15 protein-coding genes are annotated in these 22685 nt (G+C 64.2%); 12 read left to right on the forward strand and 3 right to left on the reverse strand.

Annotated elements, in window-relative coordinates:
- Nucleotides 1–98: 98 nt before the first annotated feature.
- Nucleotides 99–1106 carry a flavin reductase gene (locus ACFPM8_RS15705; protein ID WP_378998643.1) on the reverse strand — a complete coding sequence of 336 codons (1008 nt, stop codon included), beginning with the start codon at nucleotides 1104–1106 and terminating at the stop codon, nucleotides 99–101.
- Between the two features lie 218 nt (nucleotides 1107–1324).
- Here ACFPM8_RS15705 and ACFPM8_RS15710 point away from each other — a divergent pair, with 218 nt between their 5' ends.
- Nucleotides 1325–2131 (forward strand): TatD family hydrolase, encoded by an 807-nt coding sequence (locus ACFPM8_RS15710; RefSeq protein ID WP_378998645.1) that lies wholly within the window; start codon nucleotides 1325–1327, stop codon nucleotides 2129–2131.
- Nucleotides 2132–2139: 8 nt separating this feature from the next.
- Nucleotides 2140–4593 carry a DNA internalization-related competence protein ComEC/Rec2 gene (locus ACFPM8_RS15715; protein ID WP_378998647.1) on the forward strand — a complete coding sequence of 818 codons (2454 nt, stop codon included), beginning with the start codon at nucleotides 2140–2142 and terminating at the stop codon, nucleotides 4591–4593.
- A gap of 8 nt (nucleotides 4594–4601) precedes the next feature.
- On the opposite strand, the gene ACFPM8_RS15720 is transcribed toward ACFPM8_RS15715, so the two are convergent.
- Nucleotides 4602–5795 carry an MFS transporter gene (locus ACFPM8_RS15720; RefSeq protein ID WP_378998649.1) on the reverse strand — a complete coding sequence of 398 codons (1194 nt, stop codon included), beginning with the start codon at nucleotides 5793–5795 and terminating at the stop codon, nucleotides 4602–4604.
- Nucleotides 5796–6666: 871 nt separating this feature from the next.
- Entirely contained in the window at nucleotides 6667–7755 is a 1089-nt protein-coding gene (locus ACFPM8_RS15725) for a 3-deoxy-7-phosphoheptulonate synthase (protein ID WP_378998651.1), read from the reverse strand.
- Nucleotides 7756–8159: 404 nt separating this feature from the next.
- Between ACFPM8_RS15725 and ACFPM8_RS15730 the strand changes: the two genes are divergently transcribed.
- The 10 genes from ACFPM8_RS15730 to ACFPM8_RS15775 all read left to right on the forward strand — a co-directional run bounded on the left by ACFPM8_RS15730 (nucleotide 8160) and on the right by ACFPM8_RS15775 (nucleotide 22219).
- Nucleotides 8160–9395 (forward strand): isochorismate synthase, encoded by a 1236-nt coding sequence (locus tag ACFPM8_RS15730; protein WP_378998653.1) that lies wholly within the window; start codon nucleotides 8160–8162, stop codon nucleotides 9393–9395.
- Nucleotides 9392–11032 (forward strand): (2,3-dihydroxybenzoyl)adenylate synthase, encoded by a 1641-nt coding sequence (locus ACFPM8_RS15735; RefSeq protein WP_378998655.1) that lies wholly within the window; start codon nucleotides 9392–9394, stop codon nucleotides 11030–11032. Before ACFPM8_RS15730 ends, ACFPM8_RS15735 begins: the two co-directional genes overlap by 4 nt.
- A 136-nt stretch (nucleotides 11033–11168) precedes the next feature.
- Complete coding sequence (locus tag ACFPM8_RS15740) at nucleotides 11169–12047, forward strand: isochorismatase (protein WP_378998657.1); 879 nt, start codon at nucleotides 11169–11171, stop codon at nucleotides 12045–12047.
- Nucleotides 12048–16004, forward strand: coding sequence for an amino acid adenylation domain-containing protein (locus ACFPM8_RS15745; protein ID WP_378998658.1), 3957 nt, complete (start codon nucleotides 12048–12050; stop codon nucleotides 16002–16004).
- Entirely contained in the window at nucleotides 15997–16863 is an 867-nt protein-coding gene (locus tag ACFPM8_RS15750) for a siderophore-interacting protein (protein WP_378998660.1), read from the forward strand. The genes ACFPM8_RS15745 and ACFPM8_RS15750 overlap by 8 nt, the downstream gene beginning before the upstream one ends.
- Entirely contained in the window at nucleotides 16860–17765 is a 906-nt protein-coding gene (locus tag ACFPM8_RS15755) for an ABC transporter substrate-binding protein (protein ID WP_378998662.1), read from the forward strand. Before ACFPM8_RS15750 ends, ACFPM8_RS15755 begins: the two co-directional genes overlap by 4 nt.
- A 616-nt stretch (nucleotides 17766–18381) precedes the next feature.
- Nucleotides 18382–19416: a FecCD family ABC transporter permease gene (locus tag ACFPM8_RS15760; protein WP_378998664.1), complete on the forward strand. Its 1035-nt coding sequence runs from the start codon at nucleotides 18382–18384 to the stop codon at nucleotides 19414–19416.
- The gene (locus ACFPM8_RS15765; protein ID WP_378998665.1) at nucleotides 19413–20483 is read left to right on the forward strand and encodes a FecCD family ABC transporter permease; all 1071 of its coding nucleotides are present in this window, start codon (nucleotides 19413–19415) and stop codon (nucleotides 20481–20483) included. Before ACFPM8_RS15760 ends, ACFPM8_RS15765 begins: the two co-directional genes overlap by 4 nt.
- The gene (locus tag ACFPM8_RS15770; protein ID WP_378998667.1) at nucleotides 20480–21289 is read left to right on the forward strand and encodes an ABC transporter ATP-binding protein; all 810 of its coding nucleotides are present in this window, start codon (nucleotides 20480–20482) and stop codon (nucleotides 21287–21289) included. Before ACFPM8_RS15765 ends, ACFPM8_RS15770 begins: the two co-directional genes overlap by 4 nt.
- A gap of 153 nt (nucleotides 21290–21442) precedes the next feature.
- Nucleotides 21443–22219: a 2,3-dihydro-2,3-dihydroxybenzoate dehydrogenase gene (locus ACFPM8_RS15775; RefSeq protein ID WP_378998668.1), complete on the forward strand. Its 777-nt coding sequence runs from the start codon at nucleotides 21443–21445 to the stop codon at nucleotides 22217–22219.
- Nucleotides 22220–22685: the final 466 nt, after the last annotated feature.

A 22685-nucleotide genomic window follows, 5' to 3' on the forward strand; every position in this document is an offset into this window, starting at 1 on the left:
CCGGATGCGTCAACACCTGCGGCACATCCAACGGCGGATAACGCTGCGCTCATCCGCCCTACATATCTAGTCGCCAATGTCGCCGCAGCGGACACGTATCACGACTCGCCCGGCAGCAGAGTGTCATCGCTGGTGCTGATGAAACGCCTGAGCAGCATCCGTAACGCGAGCGAGTCGACGGTTCCCAGGCGTTGCATCATGTCGGCCTCGCATTGCCGGCCGGCGGCAGCGATCTGCTGCGCCAGTTCCTGCCCCAGCGGGGTCAGGTAAAACAGGCCGTGCTCGTGGTTTTCTCCGTGATCCACGACCACCTGCAACAAGCCGCGCGCGGTCATGTCGTCAAGCACGTTGATCAGCGGCGCATGGCCGGCATAGACGAACAGCCGGTTCAACTCTTCCAGCTTGCGGCCTTCGCGCGCGGCTAGCGTGTTCAGCACAAAAAACTCGGCATCGTTGAGGCCGTGTTGCGCGCCGTATTCGCGTAGCATGCCGTGCAGCTGGAAATAAGCGGTGCCCAGCAAATGGCTGATCGAATTTTCATCGAAGCTGGTGGAGCCGGCGGTGGCCTTGATCAATGCTTCAGCCTCGTCGGCCAGATCCTTGCGGGTCGCGATAGCGTAATTGCCGCGCTGATAAACCAGCGGCGCAGTGTCGGAATGCTCAAAGTGCATCACCTCGCCGACCATGATGATGTGGTCGCCGCCGTCATAGCGATAGGCGGTCTTGCACTGCATGCGCGTGGTGCATCCGGCCAGCAGCGGAGCGTTGCCCAGCCCGCGCTCCAGCTCCAGACCGGCAAACTTGTCCTGGCTGCGCTTGCTGAAATGGGTCGCCAGCGCATCTTGATCGTGCGACAGGATATGCACCGCCCAATGTTCCGCCGCCTGGAACGCCGGCAAGCTATTGGATGACTTGGCCAGACTCCATAACACGAGCGGCGGATCGAGCGATACCGAGTTGAAACTGTTGGCGGTAATCCCAACCGGCGTGCCGTCCGCCTGGCACGCGGTGATGATGGTAACGCCGGTCGTGAAACTCCCCAGCGCGTTTCGAAATTCACGCTGATCGAACATTTTTCCGACCGGCGATTGGTTTGCTTTGGCCATCTAAATTGCTTTCTGCTGATAGGCGCTCAGGCGCTGATACATTGTGGGCCGTTATTGCGTTAAGTTCTTGTCGGCAGCATGGTATCAGGCTCTGCGCCGGCGGTGTAGCTGCTGTCATGCGCCATTCCGATGTTAGGTCGATTGCTGCTTTACGCGGGAGCTGAGGGGATATAGGATGCCAATCTATCAACCTTGCGGGATTTTCTAAGGATTTTCGGATGTGGATCGACACCCATTGCCATCTTGATGCCGGCGAGTTTGCCGGAACCCAGGCCGCCATCGCGCAAGCCGCTGCGCAGCAGCAGGTGAGCTGGATTGTGATCCCGGCGGTGGCGCCCGCCAATTTTCACAGCGTCGCCAGCCTCGCCGCACAGCAGGCCAATTGCTGCTACGCGCTGGGGATTCATCCGCTCTATGTGCCGCAGGCCGAGGAGTCCGATTTGCAGGCCTTGCGTACAGCGGTCGCGCTGGCAATGGCCGATCCGCGCTTTGTCGCAATCGGCGAAATCGGCCTCGATTTCTTCGTGCCGGGCATGGAGTCCGGGCCGCTGCGCGAAAAGCAGGAACACTTCTACGTCGAACAATTGAAGCTGGCGCGCGAATTCCAGTTGCCGGTATTGCTGCATGTGCGCCGCTCGCAAGATACCCTGCTGAAGCACTTGCGCCGGATCAAGGTGGCGGGCGGCATCGCGCATGCGTTCAACGGTAGCTTCCAGCAAGCCGAGGCGTTTATCGGACTCGGCTTCAAGCTCGGTTTCGGTGGCGCCATGACGTTTACCCGGGCCTTGCAGATTCGCCGTCTGGCGACCGATTTACCGCTCGCTGCACTGGTGCTGGAAACCGATGCCCCGGACTTGTCGCCAGCCTGGCTGCATCCGGAAAAAAACAACCCGCAACAAATCCCGCGCATCGGCGCCGTGCTGGCCGACTTGCGCGGTATTCCCATCGACCAACTGGCGCAGGCAACCTCAGCCAATGCCCGCGACGCGCTGCCGCGGCTGGCCTTGCTCAATTCAGGTAGTTAATTCAGCGGATGCGCTGCGCCATCATCGGTTTCGCGATCGGCGTCGGCTATCTGCAAATCCAGGCGGCATTGCCATCGAGCTTGGCGCTGGTCGCTTTGCTGGCGCTGGCGGTGCTGTGCGCGCTGGCCGCACGCAAGATGGCCAGACACGCCGTCGCCATGCCGGCGCTGCTGCTGTGCGGCGCGTTGTTTGGCTTTAGCTGGGCGGCGCTGTTTGCACAGCATTATCTACAGCAGGAATTGCCGCCGGCATGGGAAGGGCGCGATGTCACCGTGATCGGCACCGTCGACAGTTTGCCGTCCCACGTCGAGCAGGGCGTGCGTTTCACTTTTGCGGTTGAAAAAGTGCTGCCGCAAGATGGTGTGCTGCCGACCATTCCTTCCCGCTTGTCGCTGGCCTGGTATCGCGGATTTGCGCAAGCAGGGCGGCCGTCGTCTGCAGCGGCGATGGTCCCCGCCGGAATCGAACCCGGCGCGCGCTGGCAATTGACGGTGCGCCTCAAACGCCCGCACGGCAACGCCAATCCCTACGGCTTCGACTACGAGGTCTGGCTGCTGGAGAAAAATCTGCGGGCCACCGGCTATGTTCGCGCGGATCAAGCGACAGGCGTCCAGAACCGGCAACTGGATCCGTTCGTCTTCAGCGTCCAAAATGCGATCGACGCCGGGCGCGGTTGGTTGCGCCGGCGGATTCTGACGGCCTTGCCCGGGCGCCCGTATGCCGGGGTGCTGGTGGCGCTGGTGATCGGCGATCAGCAAGCCATCGATCAATCCGACTGGGAGATTTTCAACCGCACCGGCATCAGCCATCTGGTCTCCATCTCCGGCTTGCATATCACGATGATTGCCGGTCTGTTTGCGGCGTTGATGTCGGCTTTGTGGCGACGCTCGTTTTTTACCGATGCCGGGTTGCCGCTGTACTTGCCGGCGCAGAAGGTGGCGGCCTTGAGCGGCGCGCTGGCCGCGCTGCTGTATGTGCTGCTGGCCGGTTTCGGCGTGCCGGCCCAGCGTACCTTGTATATGTTGTCGGTGGTCGCGCTGGCAATGTGGAGCGGGCGCATCGCCAGCGTTTCGCATGTGCTGTGCGTAGCGCTTGGCGTGGTATTGCTGCTCGATCCGTGGGCGGTGCTGTGGCCGGGCTTCTGGCTGTCGTTTTTTGCGGTCGGCATGATCCTGTATGGAAGCGTCGGCCGCACCACAGTCATGTCCGACGGCGCGCAATCGGCGCGGCGCAAGTGGCTGGCATCGTTAAAAGCCGGAGCCTACACGCAATATGTGGTGACCATCGGCTTGGTGCCGCTGACGATGTTGTTGTTTGCCCGGGTATCGCTGGTCAGCCCGCTGGCCAATGCGCTGGCGATTCCATTGGTCGGTTTGGTGGTGACGCCGCTGGCATTGGTCGGCAGCGTGTTGCCGGCGCCGCTGTGCGGCTGGCTGCTGATGTTGGCGCATGCGCTGGTGGAGCTGCTGGCGATGGCCTTGGGCTGGTTGAGCAAATTGCCGCATGCGGTGTGGCAAGCCGCGCTGCCGCCGCCTTGGATTTTCTTGACGGCGCTGCTTGCCACACTGTGGTGGCTGGCTCCGCGCGGCTGGCCGTTGCGCTGGCTGGCGCTGGCGGGCTGGATTCCGTTGCTGTTGCATGGCGCGAGCCGTCCGGCCGACGGCGAAATCTGGGTGACGGCGCTGGATGTCGGGCAGGGCATGGCGCTACTGGTAGAGACTCCCGGCCATCGTTTGCTGTACGACACCGGGCCGTATTATTCGCCGCAATCGGATGCCGGCAGCATGGTTATCCTGCCCTGGCTGAAGGCGCGCGGAATCAACTATCTGGATGCGCTGGTGATTTCTCATGCCGACAGCGATCATGCCGGCGGCGGCCTATCGGTCCTGGACAGCGTGCCGGTCGCCGCGCTGTATTCGTCGCTGTCTCCCGAGCATCCGATTGTGCGCAGCGCAACCGAGCATCGTCCCTGCCATGCCGGGCAAGCGTGGCAATGGGACGGCGTGCAATTTGAGATGCTGCATCCGAGTCCCGAGAGCTACGATGACGCGGCGGCGCTGCCCAAAATGAAACCGAACACGCGCAGCTGCGTGCTCAAGATCAGCAATCGGCGGCAATCGATTCTGCTGGCCGGCGATATCGAAGCCGCGCAAGAACGGCAACTGATTGCCAGTCATCGCGGACAATTGAAAGCCAGCGTGCTGCTGGCGCCGCACCACGGCAGCGGCACTTCGTCGACCCCGGCGTTCCTGCGTGAAGTGGAGCCTCAGATCGCGCTATTCCAGGTCGGCTACCGCAATCGCTACCGTCATCCGAAGCAGGAAGTATTCGAACGCTATCAACAACTGGGCATAGCCACCCGGCGCAGCGACGAGGCCGGCGCGATTTTCCTGCGCTTTGGCGACACGGTTGAAGCCAGCGAATACCGGACCGAACATAAGCGTTATTGGTACGGCCGCTGAGACCGATTTTATTTTGACGCCAGCGCAGCCACCGGCTTATGCAAACGCGGCAGTACGCATAACACGACCGTCACCAGGACTGCCGACAATACCGCAACCGTGCTCATCCCGGTCAGCCGGCCGTCCGCCGTTTCGCCCAACATCTGGCTGGAGGTCAGCGCCGCCAGCGCGATTGCCAGGTCCAGTACGATGTTTTGCAAGGCCATGAAGCCGGCTCGTTCGTGCGCTGCCGGCACCTGGCTGGTGATCGTCATCAAGGTGACGCTGCGGCCGGCATTGCCGCCCATGAACAGCACGAACGGCAGTATCAGCGGTATCGCGCCCAAGTCGAAAAAAGGGGCGAGGCCGGCACAGAAGCTGAGCGTTGCGATCGCCGCCGATGGAAAAGGGCCGACGCGGTCGGTCAGCCGTCCTAGCAGTTGCACGGTCACCATCGCGGTCAGGCCGCCGGCAAAATACAGCATGCTCAGCCGTTCGCGCGGGAAGCCAAGATTGTGCAGCAGGTAGGCCGAAAACTGGGGGATCACCAGGAACGCCGAGAACTGGCTGAGCGCCTGCACCATGCAAGCCATACGCACCGCCGGCTGCGCCAGCAGACTGCGGATTGAGACCGAATGCGTAAGCGGCTGTGCGAGGTGCTGACGTAGATTCGGCAGGCGCCAGGCGGCCGCCAGCCAGACCAGGGCAGCCAGCGCTGCGACCGCATAAAACGGGCTTTGCCAGCCGCCCCAGCGCGCCAGTTCGAGCGCCAGCGGCACGCCGATGATCACGGCCAGCGCGAAGCCGATCATGACTTTGCCGATGGCTTGTCCGCGTTGTTCCGGCGCTGTGCTGTCGGCGATGATCGCCATGCTTACCGCGATGGCCGGACCGCCGCACAGGCCGGTCAATCCGCGTGCCAGCATCAGCGTCCAGAGGCCGCTGGCGCAGGTCGCGGCTAGCGTGCACAGGGCGACTGCGCCGAAAGTCAGCAACAGCACCAGCCGGCGATCGAAGCGATCCAGCAAGCGCACCGAGAACAGGCCGGACAGTACCGCGGCCAGGGTGTAGGCGGCCGACAGCCAGCCGAGTTTGTCGCTGGCGAAATTGAGCTGCTGGGCCAGGTCGGGCCCGAGCGGCAGCATCATGACGAAGTCGAGGAAATATACGAATTGGATGGCGGCAACCAGTACGATTGCTTGGGTCGGGGACAGCTGTTTCATCGGTTCCTTGGGGTGGGGGATGGGTTCGTTGGACGATCTTTGTCCAGACAAACTCGGCGTATTCTAGTTTATGTACAGCTTGTTTCTCAGCTTTTCGTTCTGGTGGCGACCGACTGGAGTTAATTGGGGACAGAGTTTGAGAGACGCCGCAGCGCGTCGAATTACTCTGTCCCCAATTAACGGACCACGGAGCGCCGAGGGGTTGTTTTTATGTTGTTGCTCTTGACGATTTCAGCCGTTAGATTTGTCGGCGACCGCAAAAATCAGCTCACCGGGGTCAGAGTTTTTTTACGCGGGTTATCGCGTAAATTACTCTGCCCCCTTTTAACGGGCTACGGAGCGCGGACGGTTGCATTCGTTTGCCGTTCGTCGTTACTTAACATGGTCGCTACTCCGTGGATGCTCGCCGGGGGTGGCCCGGCAGCCACTCACTTTTCTTGCTTCGCCAACAAAAGTAGTCACCCGGGGACATAGTTTATGAGGCACCGTAGCGTGCCGAATTACTGTGTCCCTGAGTGACGGACCACGGAGCGCCGAGGGGTTGTTTTAAGTGTTGATGTCTTGGCGGATTCACCTTTTCGCCCTGACGGCGACTTACTTTATTTTGCTTCGCCAAAATAAAGTAAGCAAACAAAAGGCGACCGCAAGCCACTGCCCTCCCGTTGGTCGGGTCCCCAAATGTGCCAACTGCCATTCGGGAGGAAAGACCAACTCGCTGCGCTCAAACATGTCTTCCCTCTTTATCCGAATGTCAGCCGTCACATTTGGCAGCGTCCCAATGCGGAATTCAAATTCAACGACAACGTCAACCGCAACCGCAACCGCAACCGCAACCGCAACCGCAACTACAACGTCAACGTCAACGTCAACGTCAACTACACCGCCCCGGCAGCACCCCCCGCAACGCATCCGCCGCATCCCGCAGCATGCTCTCCGTCGTCGCCCAATCCACGCACGGATCGGTCACCGAACAGCCGTAACGGAGCTGCGACAGGTCGGCTGGGATAGTCTGGTTGCCGGCTTCCAGGAAACTTTCGATCATGGTGCCGACGATGCTGCGATTGCCTTGCTTTATCTGGTGTACGACGTCGCTCAACACCGTGGGTTGCAACGCCGGATTCTTGTAGGAGTTGCCGTGCGCGCAGTCGATCACGATGTTGGGCGGCAGTTGCGCTTTTGCCAGCGCCCGTTCGGCCAAGGCCACGCTGACGCTGTCGTAGTTGGGCCGGGCACTGCCGCCGCGCAGCACCAGGTGGCTATAGCGGTTGCCGCGGGTGCGCACGATCGCCGTGCGGCCGTCGGCGGCTATCCCCAAAAAAGCATGCGGGTGCGAGGTCGACAGGATGGCGTTGACCGCGGTGTCGACGCTGCCGTCGGTGCCGTTCTTGAAGCCGACCGGCATCGGCAAACCGGACGACATCTCGCGGTGCGTCTGCGATTCCGTGGTGCGCGCTCCGATCGCGACCCAGCTGATCAACTCGCCCAAATAGTGCGGCGAGATCGGGTCCAGCGCCTCGGCCGCGGCCGGCAGTCCCAGCTGATTGACTTCCAGCAGGAAACGGCGAGCCCGCTCCATGCCTTCGGCGATGCAAAACGATTGATCCATCCGGGGATCGTTGATCAAACCTTTCCAGCCGACGCTGGTGCGCGGCTTTTCGAAATAGACCCGCATCACGATGTAAAGCGTATCGGCCAGCTCGTCGGCCAGCTGTTTTAGGCGGCGGGCGTACTCCAGGCCGGCGGCTGGATCGTGAATCGAGCAGGGGCCGACCACCGCCAGCAAACGCGGGTCGCGCCGATCCAGGATATTGCGCACCACACTGCGTCCGGTCGCCACCGTTTGCGCGGCCGGCGCGGCTAGCGGCAGCCGGGTCCGTAGTTCGGCCGGCGACGGCATCGGATCGATCGCGGCAAGGTTCAAATGGTTATCTTCATCAACGACTAGCAGATCTCTTTTCATGGGAATGCTCAGTAGGTTATCCGTTGCAGGGCAGCGCCGGATGTGGCGACGGCGGTGATGGAATTCAGTGTTGCAATGTATCATCAAACGCAAATGAGAATCAATCTCAATATTAATAATATTAAATATATTGCTTTTGAGTGCTTGTTTCGATTGGACCGGGAGCACGTTTCATAGAGCCGCGCGATCCCAAGAAGCGCAAATAAATTTCATTGCATCAATTATTTATTGCAAATCATTCTCATTTAGATTTATAGTTGAGTATTCTTGGCCCATCCCTGATGCTCGTTTGAGGATGCCTTCTGTCTGCGCCACGTCGCCTCTCAGACGCATGCCGCAAGCCGTTGTCCGCTCAGCGAAATGCCAGGTCCACCTTTTTTATTGCGATTGCGAGGACTTTCACCGTGAACGACAGAATCCACAATGCATTCCTGAGCCAGGTCAGGGCCGCCGATTTGCTGCAGCAATACCAGCTTGGCGCGACGTTTTTTGCCTCGCCCAGGCGCACGCTATTGGCGCACGGGATCAAGGCCGTGGTTCCAGCCTGCGACGGCAGCCGGCTGGCCGCCACCGCGGCTGCGGCGCTCAAGGACGCTGAGCGGGAAGGAGAGCCGGCCCCGGTACTGATGGGGGCCGTACCATTTCGATTGGACGCCGGGTCCGCACCAGCGCGCTTGTTCATACCGGAACGGCTGGCCAGCGGCACCGGCGTGGCTGGCGCTATGGAGGATCATGTCGCTGCGGCGCAGTCCGCCGCCGCTCGCTTGTCGAGCGCACCGCAGGCGCAACCGACGCCCGACGGCTACCGCAACAATGTGCGTCATGCGTTGGCCCGGATTCGCAATGCAGAACTCGAAAAGGTCGTGCTGTCGCGCTCGCTGACGCTGGATGCCCGGATCGACGTTCCGGCCTTGCTCAGACGCCTGGCTGCGCGCAACTTACGCGGTTACACCTTTGCCATCGACCTTGCCGATCAGCACAGAACCTTGATCGGCGCCAGTCCCGAGCTGCTGCTGGCGCGGTACGGCCGCGAGCTGATCTCGCATCCACTGGCGGGGTCTATCCCGCGCAGTGCGGACCCGGCCGAAGACCAGCGTCGCGCCGATGGTTTGCTGCGCTCGATCAAGGACCTGCACGAGCACGCGCTGGTGGTCGATGCGGTGGCCGCCGCCATGCGGCCGTACTGCCGCAATCTGAACGTGCCGGCAGCGCCGAGCCTGCTGGCGACGCCGACCATGTGGCACCTGGGCACTGAAATCTGCGGCGAGCTGGCGGACCCGGCCACGACTTCACTGGAGGTGGCGCTGGCACTGCACCCGACGCCGGCGGTATGCGGCCATCCAACGGCACGCGCGCGCGAATTGATCGCCGAAGTGGAAGGCTTCGACCGCCGCTATTTTGCCGGCCTGGTCGGCTGGTGCGATAGCCGCGGCGATGGCGAATGGGCCGTGACCTTGCGCTGTGCCGAAGTCGGCGCGAACAGTGCAACCTTGTATGCCGGGGCCGGCATTGTCGCCGGCTCCGAACCGGAGCTGGAACTGCTGGAAACCTCCGGCAAGCTGCGCACCATGCTGGGCGCGATGAACCTGGAATCGGCGCTGGATGCTGCAACTGAGGAAGCCATCGAGGAGGCCGCATGAGCAAGTCGTATTTGCCTGGCTTCACCCCTTGGCCGGAAAAGGTCGCCGAGCGCTACCGCGCCGCCGGCTACTGGACCGGGGAAACCTTCGGCGCCATGCTGCGGGCGCGGGCGCAAGAACATCCCGAGCGGCCGGCGCTGGTATGCGGCACGCGCCGCTGGACCTACCGCGAACTGGATCAGCGCAGCGACCAACTGGCCGCAGGCTTTGCCCGGCTAGGCATCTCCGCTCGCGACCGGGTGGTGGTGCAACTGCCCAACGTCGCCGAATTCTTCGCGGTCTGCTTCGCGCTGTTCCGCCTGGGCGCGGTGCCGGTGTTCGCGCTGCCCGCCCATCGGCGTGCAGAAATCAGCTATTTCTGCGAGTTCGCCGAAGCCACCGCCTATGTGATCGCCGACAGCGACGGCGGCTTCGATTATCGCCAACTGGCGCGCCAGGTCAGCGCCGAAGTGCCGACGTTGAAGCACGTGATCGTAGCCGGTGAAGCGCAGGAATTCTGCGCGCTCGACAGCCTGTACGATTCGCCGCAAACCTTCCCTGAGCCGCGCCCGGACGATGTCGCCTTCCTCCAGCTATCCGGCGGCAGCACCGGCTTGCCCAAGCTGATTCCGCGCACGCCGGACGACTACCTGTACAGCATCCGCGCCAGCGCCGACATTTGCGGCCTGACGCCGGACAGCGTCTATCTGTGCGCGTTGCCGGTCGCGCATAACTTCACGCTCAGCTCGCCCGGCACGCTCGGCGTGCTGTACGCCGGCGGCTGCGTGGTGATGGCGCGGCGCGCCAGCCCGGACGAAGCTTTCCCGCTGATCGAAGCCGAAAGGGTGACGCTGACCGCCCTGGTGCCGCCGCTGGCGATGGTCTGGCTGGACGCTGCTGCAAGTGGCCACGGTAGCGGCAAGCACGATCTGAGCAGCTTGCAGCTGTTACAGGTCGGCGGCGCCAAATTCACCACCGAAGTCGCGCAACGGGTGCGCCCTGTTCTCGGCTGCGCGTTGCAGCAGGTGTTCGGCATGGCCGAAGGGCTGGTCAACTACACCCGTCATGACGACCCGGAACAACTGATCGTCTCCACCCAGGGGCGGCCGATTTCAGCCGACGATGAAGTGCGGGTGGTCGACGACGAGGACTGCGATGTCGCGCCGGGCGAAGTCGGTCACTTGCTGACTCGCGGCCCGTACACGATACGCGGCTACTACCGGGCCGAAGAACACAACGCCCGCGCCTTCACCGCCGACGGTTTCTATCGCACCGGCGACCTGGTGTCGCAACTGCCGTCCGGTCATCTGGTGGTCGAAGGACGCGCCAAGGACCAGATCAATCGCGGCGGCGACAAAGTGGCCGCCGACGAAGTGGAAAACCATTTGCTGGCGCACCCGAACGTGCATGACGTGGCGCTGGTCGCGATGCCGGATGCGTATCTGGGCGAGCGCAGCTGCGCCTTCGTGATACCGCGCGGCGCGGTGCCGCGAACGCTGGAGTTGACCTACTTCCTGCGCGAACGCGGCATCGCCCACTACAAGATCCCGGACCGGATCGAGTTCGTCGATCACTTCCCCAAAACCGGGGTCGGCAAGGTCAACAAAAGAGTGCTGCGCGAGCGCATCGCACAGCAGCTGAAGAACGCAGCAACATAAAGAAGTAGGGCGGAAAAGCGTAGCGCCTTCCGCCGTTTTAGATGAGTCAATCGGCGCATCAAGCGGTGGATAACGCTACGCTCATCCACCCTACGAGTCCAAGCCCACATTCACCAATTAGCCAAACGACCTTCCCATGAGCATCCCAAGAATCGCCTCCTACCCAATGCCAGCCGCAACCGCCATGCCGAACAACCGCGTCGACTGGAAGCCCGATCCGGCCCGCGCGGTGCTGCTGATCCACGACATGCAAGAGTATTTCCTCGATTTTTACGATGTCAATGCCGCGCCTATCCCAGCCTTGCTCGATCATATCGGCCGCCTGCGCGCGGCTTGCGACGCCGCCGGCGTGCCGGTGGTGTATACCGCGCAGCCGCCGCAGCAGACGCCGGAACAACGCGGCCTGTTGCAAGCATGGTGGGGGCCGGGCCTGACCGCGCACCCGGAGCGGGCGCCGGTAGTGGCAGCGCTGACGCCGCGCGCGCAGGATACCGTGCTGACCAAGTGGCGCTACAGCGCTTTCGTCCGCAGTGACTTGTTGGAACGCATGCAACAGCAGGGCCGCGACCAATTGATCGTGTGCGGCGTCTACGCCCATATCGGCTGCCTGATGACCAGCGCCGACGCTTTCATGCACGATGTGCAGCCGTTCCTGGTGGGCGATGCGCTGGCCGATTTCTCGGCTGAACAGCATGCGATGGCGCTCGATTACGTGTCGCAGCGCTGCGGCGTAGTGACCAGCACCCTGGACGTCACGGCGGCGTTGCTGCCGTCGACCGGCTTGCCAGCCAGCCTGGAGGAATTACGGGCGGAAGTCGCCAGCCTGCTGCAGCTGCCTGCCTCCGACCTGCAAGCCGACGACAACCTGCTGTATGCCGGACTCGATTCGATTCGCTTGATGACTCTGGTCGAACGCTGGCGTCGTGCCGGTGCGACCACCACCTTCGTCGAGTTGGCCGAGCGGCCGACTCTCGCCGACTGGTGGGCCTTGCTGGCCGCGCAGCGGGGCAATTGAATGGGAGTCGCCCAAATGCAGGAGCTGAGCCAACAGTTGCCGATGCGCTTGCCGCTATCGGCCGCGCAGTACGGTATCTGGCTCGGCCAGCAACTCGATCCGGGCAGCCCGGCTTACTGGACCGCCGAAGCGGTTGAGCTGTGCGGCGCGCTGGATCAAGCCGCTTTCGAGGCGGCGCTGTATCAAGCCGTGGCCGAGTGCGACGCCTTGCACCAGCGCTATGCCAGCGACGGCCAAAGCGTCTGGCAGACGGCGGCAGCAGACACCGGCTGGCGCCTGCAACGGCGCGATTTCAGCGCTGCGGCATTGCCGTGGGACGCAGCACAAAGCTGGATGCAAATCGACCTGCTGCAAACCGCCGATCTGGCGCACGGCCCCTTGTTCGGCAGCGCGCTGCTGCAACTCGGCCCCGAGCGGACGCTGTGGTATTTGCGGGTGCACCACGTCGCGCTGGACGGTTTCGGCTATGCGTTGCTGGCACAACGAGTGGCCGATCTGTATTCGGCGCGCACAGCAGGTGCGCCGTTGCCGGCGGCACGCTCCGCCGCACTGGCGCCGGTGGTCGAAGAAGACCGCGTCTATCAAGCTTCCAGCGCTTACAGCCGCGACCGCGATTTTTGGTGCGCACGGCTCAAGGATGCGCCACCGCCGATGCTGCTAGCGGCGCCGATGCCGGTTGCGCACGGCGTGCGCCGTCAGCGCGGCAGCTTGGCGGCCGACACCTTGGCGCGCTGGCAGGCAGCGGCTGCGGCCGCCGGCGTCGATTGGTCGGCCTGGCTGATTGCGGCGGTTGCCGCCTGGCTGCATAAAAGCAGCGGCGCGACGGATATCACGCTCGGCTTGCCGGTCATGGGCCGGCTCGGTTCGGTGGCCTTGAGCGTGCCTTGCATGGCGATGAATATCGTACCGTTGCGGCTGCGGGTCGACCCCGACGCCAGCCTGAACGATTTGGCGCGCCTGGTGGCGGCCGAACTGCGCGCACTGCGGCCGCACCAGCGTTACCGCTATGAACAACTGAAGCACGATTTGGGTTTGACGGATGGCACCCGCCGTCTGTTCGGGCCGGTGATCAACCTGATGCCGTTCGACCGGCCGCTGGTGTTCGGCGGATTGGCGGCGACTTCGCACCCGGTATCGGCCGGTCCGGTCGAAGATCTGGCGATTGTCGTCGCGCCCCGTGCCGACGGCATCCGGCTGGATTTCGAAGCCAATCCCGATGCCTACGACAGCGCCGCGCTGAACGCGCATCATGCAAATCTGCTGGCGGCGCTGGAAGCGTTGACCGGCCAACCGGACTCGCCGCTGGCCGCGGTGCTGGGGCGCGCCGCTGAAGCTGCGGCACCGTCGCTATTGTCCGGCGGACCGCTGCCAACCGCGACCGAGCCGGTATTGGCCGCCTTGCTGCGTCATGCCAACGCCACCCCCGAACGCATCGGACTCGAACAAGACGGCGTCTCCCTGAGCTATGCCGAACTGCTGGCGCAGGTACAGACACTGGCAGCGCAATTGGTCGCGCACGGCGTGACGCAGAACAGCCGCGTAGTGGTCTTGCTGCCGCGCGCGCCGCGCACCGTGGTGGCGCTATTGGCGATCTTGTGGGCCGGCGGCGGCTACGTGCCGCTCGATCCCGACGGCCCGGCGCTGCGCATCGCGGCGGTGCTGGCCGATGCCGAACCGACGCTGGTGCTGACCGTGCGCGCACACGCCGACAAGGCGAGCGGTGCGGTGCTGTGCCTGGACGATGCCGAAGTAAATAGCACGCCGCTGGCCGCGCCGGTCGCAGTCGCCGCCGACGCGCTGGCCTACGTGATCTACACCTCCGGCTCCACCGGCCGGCCCAACGGCGTGATGGTAGGCCGCGACGCATTGGCGCATTTTGTGGCCGGCGCGACGGCGCGCTACCGCATCACCGCCGCCGACCGCGTGCTGCAATTCGCACCCTTGCATTTCGATGCCAGCGTCGAAGAAATTTTCCTCAGCTTGTGCGCCGGTGCGACCTTGATCCTGCGCAATGAAGCCATGCTGGAATCGCTGCCGCGCTTCTTGCTAGCCTGCGAACGGCTGCGCATCAGCGTGCTGGATTTGCCGACCGCTTTCTGGCACGAGCTGAGCTTTTGCATCAGCCAGCAGGAAGGCGCGCTGCCGGACGCCGTGCGGCTGCTGATCATCGGCGGCGAGGCCGCACTGGCTGAGCGCGTGGCGCGCTGGCGGGCGTCGGTCGCGCGGCAGGTGGTGCTGCTCAATACCTATGGCCCGACCGAGGCCACCGTGATTTGCACCACGGCCGAACTGGCCGGACCCGATGCGATCAATTTCGATGGCGACACGGTGCCCATCGGCCGCCCCTTGGCCGGGGTCGATATTGCCGTGGTCGATAGCGAGCTGCGCCCGGTGCCACGCGGCGAACCCGGGGAGCTATGCCTGATCGGCGGCGGCCTGGCGCACGGATATCTGGGACGCGCAGCGCTGACCGCAGAGCGTTTCGTGCCGCTGGCCGCATTGCCGGGCCGGCCGCGCGCCTACCGCACCGGCGACCGTGTGCTGCTCGGCGACGATGGCGAACTGCGTTATCTCGGCCGGCTGGACGACGAGTTCAAACTCAGCGGCCACCGCATCGACCCGTTGGAAATCGAAGCAGCGCTGCTGTCCTATCCTGGCCTGCGCGAAGTGGCGGTGGTCGGCCAGCCGCTGGCCGGCGGCGGCAAGCGATTGGCGGCATTTATCGTCGCCGATAGCGAACTGCCGTCGCCCGCCGCATTGCGCGCCTTCCTGAGCGAACGCTTGCCGGCGGTGGCGATACCGGCCAGCTACTCGGCGCTGCCGAAACTGCCGCGCAATCTCAACGGCAAGATAGACCGCAAAGCGTTGAGTGCGATGCCAATTGAAGCCGCCGTCACCGATCGCGCTGTCGCCAGCAAACTGGAACAGACGGTAATGGCGGTCTGGAGCGAGGTATTGGGCGTCGCCGACCTCAGCCGGGAAGATGATTTTTTCGCGCTCGGCGGCAAATCCTTGCAAGTGATCCAGGTCGCCAACCGGCTCGGCATCGCTTTGCAGCGCGAGATCGCCGTATCGGCCTTGTTCCGCCATCGCACGGTGGCGGCGCTGGCGCAATCGCTGAACACGCTGGCCGGCCATCCGCCGCCACCGGCCGCTGCCGGGTCCGAATTCGCGCCGCTGCTGACCATCCAGCGCGGCACCGGGCCGGCGCTGTTTTGCGTACATCCGGCCGAAGGATTGTCCTGGTGCTATCTGGGCCTGGCGATGCAATTGCCGGAGATCCCGATCTACGGTTTGCAAGCGATCGGCAACAGCGGCGACGCGCCGGCCAGCGTCGAAGCCCAGGTCGATGCCTATCTGGCGCTGCTGCGCGGCGCGCAAGCACAAGGCCCGTACCGTCTGCTGGGCTGGTCGTCCGGCGGCGGCATCGCGCATGCGATGGCGGTCAAACTGCAAGCGGCAGGCGAAACCGTATCGCTGCTGGCGATGATGGATGCGTATCCGAGCGATATCTGGCAGGGTCAGCCCGAGCCGACCGAGCGCGACGCGCTACTGACCTTGCTGGACGTGATCGGCGCGTCGCCGCTGGACGCCGACGGCCAGCCGCTGTCGCATGACGCCATGCTGGCTCGCTTCAAACAGCCGGGCAGTACGCTGGCCGCAGCCGACGACGCCCATCTGGCGCGCCTGCTCAAGAACGCGTTGCACGGCATGCTGCAATACCGCGATTTGCGGCATCAGCCTTTCGACGGCGATGTGTTGTTTTTCCATGCGCAGCGCCGCACGCCCAATGCCCCCGACTGGCTGGGCTGGACGCCTTATGTGCGGGGCCGGATGGAACGGGTCGATATCGACAGCACCCATATCGGCATGAGCAAGCCTGCGCCATTGGCCCGCATCGGCCGCGAACTGGCCAGCCGGCTCTCACCAACTTTTACGAGGCAACATCATGAGTAAAGCACCCACCCCCCGCACGCCGCCGCGCCTGTTGCGCGTGCGGCGCACCCGCCAGATGACGCCGCACATGCGCCGCATCACGCTGGCCGGCGAAGCGCTGGCCGGCTTTCCGACGGACAGCGACGGCGGCCATATCAAGCTGCTGTTGCCGCGGCCCGGTCAAGTCGAGCCGGTGCTGCCGACCCTGGGACCGGACGGCCCGATCTGGCCGCCCGACGACATCCGGCCGATTGCCCGCACTTATACCGTCGGCCGCTACGACCCGGTGGCGGGCGAACTGGATATCGACTTCGTGCTGCACGGCGATAACGGCCCGGCTTCCAGCTGGGCGCTGCATGCCGAACCGGGCGCCGCCGTCGGCATCGCCGGTCCGGGCGGACCGCCGCGCTTTGTGCAGGATGCCGATTACTACCTGCTGCTCGGCGATCCGAGCGCCTTTGCAGTGCTGGCCGCCGTGCTGGCGGCGCTGCCGGACGATGCCCGCGGCGACGCCTTGATCGAGGTGCCGGACCGCAGTGAAATCCAGTCCTTGCGCCACCCACCCGGGATCAACTTGCGCTGGCTGTCGCGCGACGGCGCACGCGCCGGCGACAGCACCTTGTTGCTGGATGCGGTGCGCCGCCTGACCTGGCCGGCCGCTGCGCTATCGGTCACGCTGGCCGGCGAAAGCACGCAAGTGGTGGCGCTGCGCGAATACCTGCTGACCGAGCGCGCCGTGCCGCGCCGGGCGATGTACGCGGTGCCGTACTGGAAAGACGAACACACCGAAGAGGCTTACCACGCCGAACGGCATCGCATCATGGATGCGTTCGAGCTGGACCAAGACAGCGTATCCACCGCCGAGGAAACCGTCTCATGAAAATCCTGCTGTCACTGATGTTTGCGCTGCTGACCGCGGCTTCAGCCTTCGGCGCCGAACGCAGCATCGTCGATGCCGCCGGCAGAACGGTAGTCGTGCCGGCCCAGCCGCAACGCTTGCTGGCCTTGTCGGAACTGGATCTGGATGCGTTGCTGGCGCTCAAAATCAAACCGGTTGGCGCCACCGCCGGCCGCGGTCAGAGTGGCATGCCGCGCTATCTCGGCAGCGCCGCCGCCGGGCTGGCCAGCGTCGGCAATTTCGGCAGTCCGGTGTTGGATCTGGTGATCGGCTTGCAGCCGGATTTGATCCTGGTCGGCGGTTTGCCCGATCCGGAGTTGTTGGCGCAGTTGGGCAAGATCGCGCCTACGGTGGTCAGCTACAAGCCGGGCGACGACTGGCAGGCGGCATTGCGCCGCATCGCCGCGGTGGTCGGGCGTCCGGCGCAGGCGGATGCTTTCTTGAGCGAGTACCGTAGTCGTGCCGAGGCGTTGCGGGGCAGGTTGGGGTCGCAGGCCGATGCGACCGTGAGCGTGGTGCGCTGGAATCCGCAAGGGCCGTCTTATATGTTGAAGGATGCGTTCGCCAGTCTGGTGCTGGCCGATCTCAAGTTGCGGCGGCCGGCGGCGCAAATGCAGCCGGGGGCGGCGCACTCGCCGCCGTTGAGTCTGGAGGCGTTGTCGAAGATTGATGGCGACTGGTTGTTTGTCGGGACTTTGAGCGCGGGTGGGCAGGCTAGCGATGCGTTGGCTGCGGCGCGGCAGAGTCCGGCTTTCCGGCAGTTGGGGGCGGTGCGCAACGGGCATATGGTGGCGGTGGATGGGTCGTTGTGGACCAGCCCTGGCGGGCCGTTGGCGGCGTTGGCGATATTGGCGGATGTGGAGAGAGCGATGGTGGGGCGGTAGGGGGTAGCTAAACCGGATCTAGTTAATTGGGGTCAGAGTTTTTTTTCGTCGGCTGTTTGACGAAAATTACTCTGACCCCTATTAACGGACTACGGAGTGTTGAGGGGTTGTTTTTACGTTTGTCTGTTTTGGTGATCTCAGCTTTTTGCCCTGATGGCGACCGCAAAAAGTAGCTCACCGGGGTCAGAGTTTTTTTACGGCAGCCTTATCGCCGTAAATTACTCTGACCCCGCTGAGCGGGCTACGGAGTGCAGGCGGTGGGTCTTCTGGTATCTAACACGGTCGCAACTCCGTGGAAGCTAGCCGGGAGTGGCCCGGCAGCCAGTCACTTTTCTTGCTTCGCCAAGAAAAGTAACCAAAAGAAGGCGACCGCAAAGCCACTGCCTTCCCTTCGGTCAGGTCCCCAAATGTGTCGCCTATCAGTCGGGTGTGAAGACAAACTCGCTACGCTCAAACATGTCTTCCCACAATTCCCGCCTGACAGCCGTCCCATTTGGCAGCGTCCCAATGCGGAATGCACGTCAAAAGCAACGGCAACGGCAACGGCAACAGCCTTGGTACAACGAACTTTCGGTAAATTTTTTACCGTCTTTTCACCCTGATTTTTGGAGTCCTTTTGTCCTCTCATCCTTATCGCCCGGCAGCGCGTCGGGCGCTTGTGTTTTTGCTGGTGCTGTCGGTGCCGGCCTTGGCGCTGGCTGGCTTGTTGATCGGTGCCGGCCAGGTCGGGGCGGCGGATGCGCTGGCGTTTCTGTTCGGCGACGCCGCTGCGCGCAGCGATCCGCAACTGCAGACCGTGCTGCTGAGTTTGCGCTTGCCGCGGATGGCGGCGGCGCTGCTGGTCGGTAGCGCGCTCGGCGTGGCCGGGATGCTGATGCAAACCGTGACCCGCAATCCGCTGGCCGAGCCGGGGCTGCTCGGGGTCAATGCCGGTGCCGCGCTGGGGGTGGTGGTGGGCATCGTCTGCGCCGGGGTCGAGAACGGTCCTGGTTATCTGTTGTGGGCCGGGCTCGGCGCGCTGGTCGGCAATGGCTGCGTGCTGGCGGTGGCGCATGCCGGTCAGCATGCCGCTGCGCCATTGCGACTGGTGCTGGCCGGGGTCGCGCTGGGAGCGACTTTCGTCGGCATCAGCTCGGCCATCCTGCTGTCGCAGCCGTCCGGTTACGACCAATATCGGTTCTGGGTGCTCGGCTCGCTGGCGGGGATTACGCCGGGCATGACGCTGTGGACCGCGCCTGCTGTGGTGGTGGGCTTGCTGGCGGCACTGTTGCTGGCGCGGCCGTTGTCGGCGCTGCTGCTGGGCGACGATATCGCCCGTTCGCTCGGGCATCGGCCGTTACGACTGCGGATTGCCGTGGCGCTGACGGTGACTTTGCTGACCGGGAGTGCGGTGGCGCTGGCCGGGCCGATTGGTTTTCTCGGCTTGCTGGCGCCGTTCTTGGCACGGGCGCTGGTGCGCTCGGGACTGCTTGCGCAACTGGCGCTGGCGGCTTGGCTAGGAGCGGCGCTGCTGCTGGCCGCCGATCTCGGGGCGCGGCTGGCGGTGCAGCCGTTCGAGACGCCGATCAGCGTGATGACCGCGTTGGTCGGCGCGCCGCTGCTGATCTGGCTGGCGCGCTCGAACGCTTGGCAGAACGGTAGCGCTTTATGAATCAGCCTTATTTTTCACCAGACAACACGCTTGAGCCGGGCGTAATACTGCTGCGCTGCGGCCGCTTTTCGCTGCTGTTCGCCTGGCGTTCTTTGGCGGCGATCGCGGGATTGAGCACTGCGCTGGCTTGCGCGGTCGGCATCGCGCTGATGGCCGGTGCGACCTGGCTGTCGCCGCCGCAACTGGTCTCGATATTGCTGGGCCACGCAACGCCGGGACTGCAATTGCTGGTGCTGGAATTCCGCCTGCCGCGGGTGCTGGTCGGGCTGCTGGCCGGCGCCGCGTTGGGGCTGGCCGGTTGCCTGATCCAGGCGCTGACCCGTAACCGGCTGGCGACTCCTGATCTGTTGGGGGTGGCCGACGGCGCGACTCTAGGCGTGTTCGTGGCGCTGATCGGCAGCGCATCGGGCATGTTCGGCCCGTGGTGGGTGGGGCCGCTCGGCGCTCTTGGCGCGGTGGTTTTGCTGCTGGTCGCTTCCGGCGATCTGGGCAGCAGAGGGCAGCGCTTGCTGATCGTCGGGCTGGCCTTGTCCAGCCTGCTGCGGGCGGTGACCGAGTTGGCGCTGTCACGGCAGGAACTGATGCATGCCAGTGCGCTGTACGCGTGGAGTATAGGCAGTCTGAACGGCCGCTCCTACAGCGCCGCATTGCCGCTGGCCATCGGCTTGCTGCTGCTGTTGCCGCCGACTTTGCTGACCACACGGCGGCTGGCGCTGCTGCGCTTCGACACCGAGATCGCCGCCGGACTGGGCTTGCCGGTGCGCGCGACGCAGTGGCAGGCGCTGTTGAGCGCGGTGCTGCTGGCCGGGCTGGCGGTCGGCGTCTGCGGCCCGATCGCGTTTGTCGCGCTGGCCGCGCCTTTCATTGCCGAGCGTCTGGTCGGCGGCGGCCGCATCGCCTTGCTCGGTGCGGCGCTGGCCGGAGCGACGCTGGTGGTCGGCGCCGACACGATGGGGCGGGTGTTGCTGAGCGCGGCCGAGCTGCCGGTCGGCGTGATCTGTAATTTGCTAGGCGGCCCGTTTTTGCTGTGGCTGCTATTAAGCGAGCGTAAGGGAGCGATGGGATGAAGCAGAGTTTAATAGTGAAAGGGCTGCATGCCAGCCATCAAAAAATTCCGGTACTGCATGGCGTCGATCTGACGATTGAACCGGGCCGGGTTACGGTGATCGTCGGGCCGAACGGCTGCGGCAAATCGACGCTGCTGCGCTGCATGGCGCGGCTGCATAAACCGGTGCTGGGCAGCGTCCATCTGGGCGGCGAGGATCTGTGGCGGCTGCGTCCGCAACAGGCCGCACGTCGTCTGGCCATGCTGCCGCAGACGCCGCAAGCGCCGGAGGGGATCACCGTCGGCGGCCTGGTGCGTTACGGCCGTCATCCGCATCAGGGGTTGCTGCAACAATGGTCGGCCGCCGATGAACAGGCGGTGCGTGCCGCGTTGCAGGCGACCGACGTATTGCAACTGGCCGACCGCCGCCTCGATCAACTGTCCGGCGGCCAGCGCCAGCGCTGCTGGCTGGCGATGGTGCTGGCGCAAGAGACGCCGCTGCTGTTGCTGGATGAACCGACCAGCATGCTCGACCTGGGCCATCAAGTCGATGTGCTGAACCGGGTGCAAGCGCTGGCCGCCGCAGGGCGCGGCGTGGTGATCGTGCTGCACGACCTGGTGGCGGCGGCGCGTTATGCCGACACGCTGGTGGCGATGCGCGACGGCCGCGTGCTGGCGACCGGCACGCCGCGCCAGATCGTCACCCCGGCGCTGGTGCGGCAGCTGTACGACCTGGAAGTCGACGTGCTGGCTGCACCGGGCGACGGCGCGCCGGTGGTGGTGCCGGCTAGCGCACGACGCGCCAATCGCCGCCTTACCATTGTGTGAGGCTTCTAAGTTCGCGGTAGGGCGGATGAGCGAAGCGTTATCCGCCGCCTGATGCGTCACCTCGCCTATTTGAGGCTCCTAAAACGGTGGAAGACGCTGCGCTGTTCCACCCTACGACACACACCGACACAAGTTTGATGAAAGGAAAACGAGATGGAATTTAAAGACAAGATAGTACTGATCACCGGCGCGGCACAAGGCATCGGTGCCGCCGTCGCGCGTGCATTGGCGCAACGCGGAGCAACACTGGCCGTGCTCGACGTGCAGGCCGAGCCGGTGGCGGCGCTGGTTACCGAGTTGCAGCTTGCCGGCAGCACGGCGCTGGGGCTGGCGGTGGATGTGTCCGACAGCGCAGCGGTGAACGCTGCGGTGGAGCGGGTCGAGCAAGAGTTGGGACCGATAGCGATCCTGGTCAACGCCGCCGGCATCCTGCGCCTCGGTTCGGCGCTCGATTGCAGCGATGCCGATTGGGAGCAGACCTTCGCGGTCAATGTCGGCGGCGTGTTCCGCGTGTCGCGAGCGGTGGCGTCGTGCATGGTGCCGCGGCGGCGCGGCGTGATCGTGACGGTGGCTTCCAACGCGTCCTCGGTGCCGCGCCAGCAGATGGCGGCTTACGCGGCGTCGAAGGCGGCCTCGGCCCATTTCACACGCTGCCTGGGATTGGAGCTGGCCGAGCACGGGATCCGCTGCAACGTGGTGTCGCCCGGTTCGACCGACACCGCGATGCAGCGCCAATTGTGGACCAGCCCGGAGCACAAGCAGGCGGTCATCAACGGCGCGCTGGAGAGCTTCCGGCTCGGCATCCCGCTGGGCCGGATCGCCGACGCCGAGGACATCGCCGCCGCGGTGGTTTTTCTGGCGTCGGAGCAGGCACGCCACATCACGATGCATGAGCTATGCGTGGATGGCGGGGCGACGCTGGGGGCTTGAGCAGTCGGCTTGTTGCCGCAACGTTAAAGAAGGGTCGTAGTTTGGGCTGGAAAGCCCAACGTTTGGTGGAGACGGAGATGAAAATGTTGGGCTTCGCCTTCGGCTCAACGCCAACCTACCACCTATCTAAAAATAGCATGATGCTAATAATTGCCATCGCATCCGATAGCGTTTATAGTCGCTCCCGTCCCTGAGAGAAAAATCCTGGACGTGGTTCGAAAGCCACTAACAAAAGAGCACGGACCGCGGCTAGCGGATTTCTACGTGAACGACCTTTATCGCCCTCCACGGGCGGTGAGGTAGGGAGCCCCTTAGTGGGCTGCCGGGGTCGTTTAAATCTTTTGTCCGGTCTTTCGACCCTGCCTTTGCCGCCGTGTGTCAAGAACGCAAAAGCCGAAGTATCGGCCGCTGCGATGCTTTATTGAAGATGAGGGTCGGCCCCTCGTGATCGGCGTGCAGGCGCAGG

The sequence above is a fragment of the Paraherbaspirillum soli genome (assembly GCF_042654985.1).
Lineage (GTDB): Bacteria > Pseudomonadota > Gammaproteobacteria > Burkholderiales > Burkholderiaceae_D > Paraherbaspirillum > Paraherbaspirillum soli.

What these genes read in the sequence shown, in the direction of transcription:
- ACFPM8_RS15705 (WP_378998643.1), bottom strand. Translation starts at nt 1,106, where the DNA reads ATGGCCAAAGCAAACCAATCGCCGGTCGGAAAAATGTTCGATCAGCGT.
- ACFPM8_RS15710 (WP_378998645.1), top strand. Translation starts at nt 1,325, where the DNA reads ATGTGGATCGACACCCATTGCCATCTTGATGCCGGCGAGTTTGCCGGA.
- ACFPM8_RS15715 (WP_378998647.1), top strand. Translation starts at nt 2,140, where the DNA reads ATGCGCTGCGCCATCATCGGTTTCGCGATCGGCGTCGGCTATCTGCAA.
- ACFPM8_RS15720 (WP_378998649.1), bottom strand. Translation starts at nt 5,795, where the DNA reads ATGAAACAGCTGTCCCCGACCCAAGCAATCGTACTGGTTGCCGCCATC.
- ACFPM8_RS15725 (WP_378998651.1), bottom strand. Translation starts at nt 7,755, where the DNA reads ATGAAAAGAGATCTGCTAGTCGTTGATGAAGATAACCATTTGAACCTT.
- ACFPM8_RS15735 (WP_378998655.1), top strand. Translation starts at nt 9,392, where the DNA reads ATGAGCAAGTCGTATTTGCCTGGCTTCACCCCTTGGCCGGAAAAGGTC.
- ACFPM8_RS15740 (WP_378998657.1), top strand. Translation starts at nt 11,169, where the DNA reads ATGAGCATCCCAAGAATCGCCTCCTACCCAATGCCAGCCGCAACCGCC.
- ACFPM8_RS15745 (WP_378998658.1), top strand. Translation starts at nt 12,048, where the DNA reads ATGGGAGTCGCCCAAATGCAGGAGCTGAGCCAACAGTTGCCGATGCGC.
- ACFPM8_RS15750 (WP_378998660.1), top strand. Translation starts at nt 15,997, where the DNA reads ATGAGTAAAGCACCCACCCCCCGCACGCCGCCGCGCCTGTTGCGCGTG.
- ACFPM8_RS15755 (WP_378998662.1), top strand. Translation starts at nt 16,860, where the DNA reads ATGAAAATCCTGCTGTCACTGATGTTTGCGCTGCTGACCGCGGCTTCA.
- ACFPM8_RS15765 (WP_378998665.1), top strand. Translation starts at nt 19,413, where the DNA reads ATGAATCAGCCTTATTTTTCACCAGACAACACGCTTGAGCCGGGCGTA.
- ACFPM8_RS15770 (WP_378998667.1), top strand. Translation starts at nt 20,480, where the DNA reads ATGAAGCAGAGTTTAATAGTGAAAGGGCTGCATGCCAGCCATCAAAAA.
- ACFPM8_RS15775 (WP_378998668.1), top strand. Translation starts at nt 21,443, where the DNA reads ATGGAATTTAAAGACAAGATAGTACTGATCACCGGCGCGGCACAAGGC.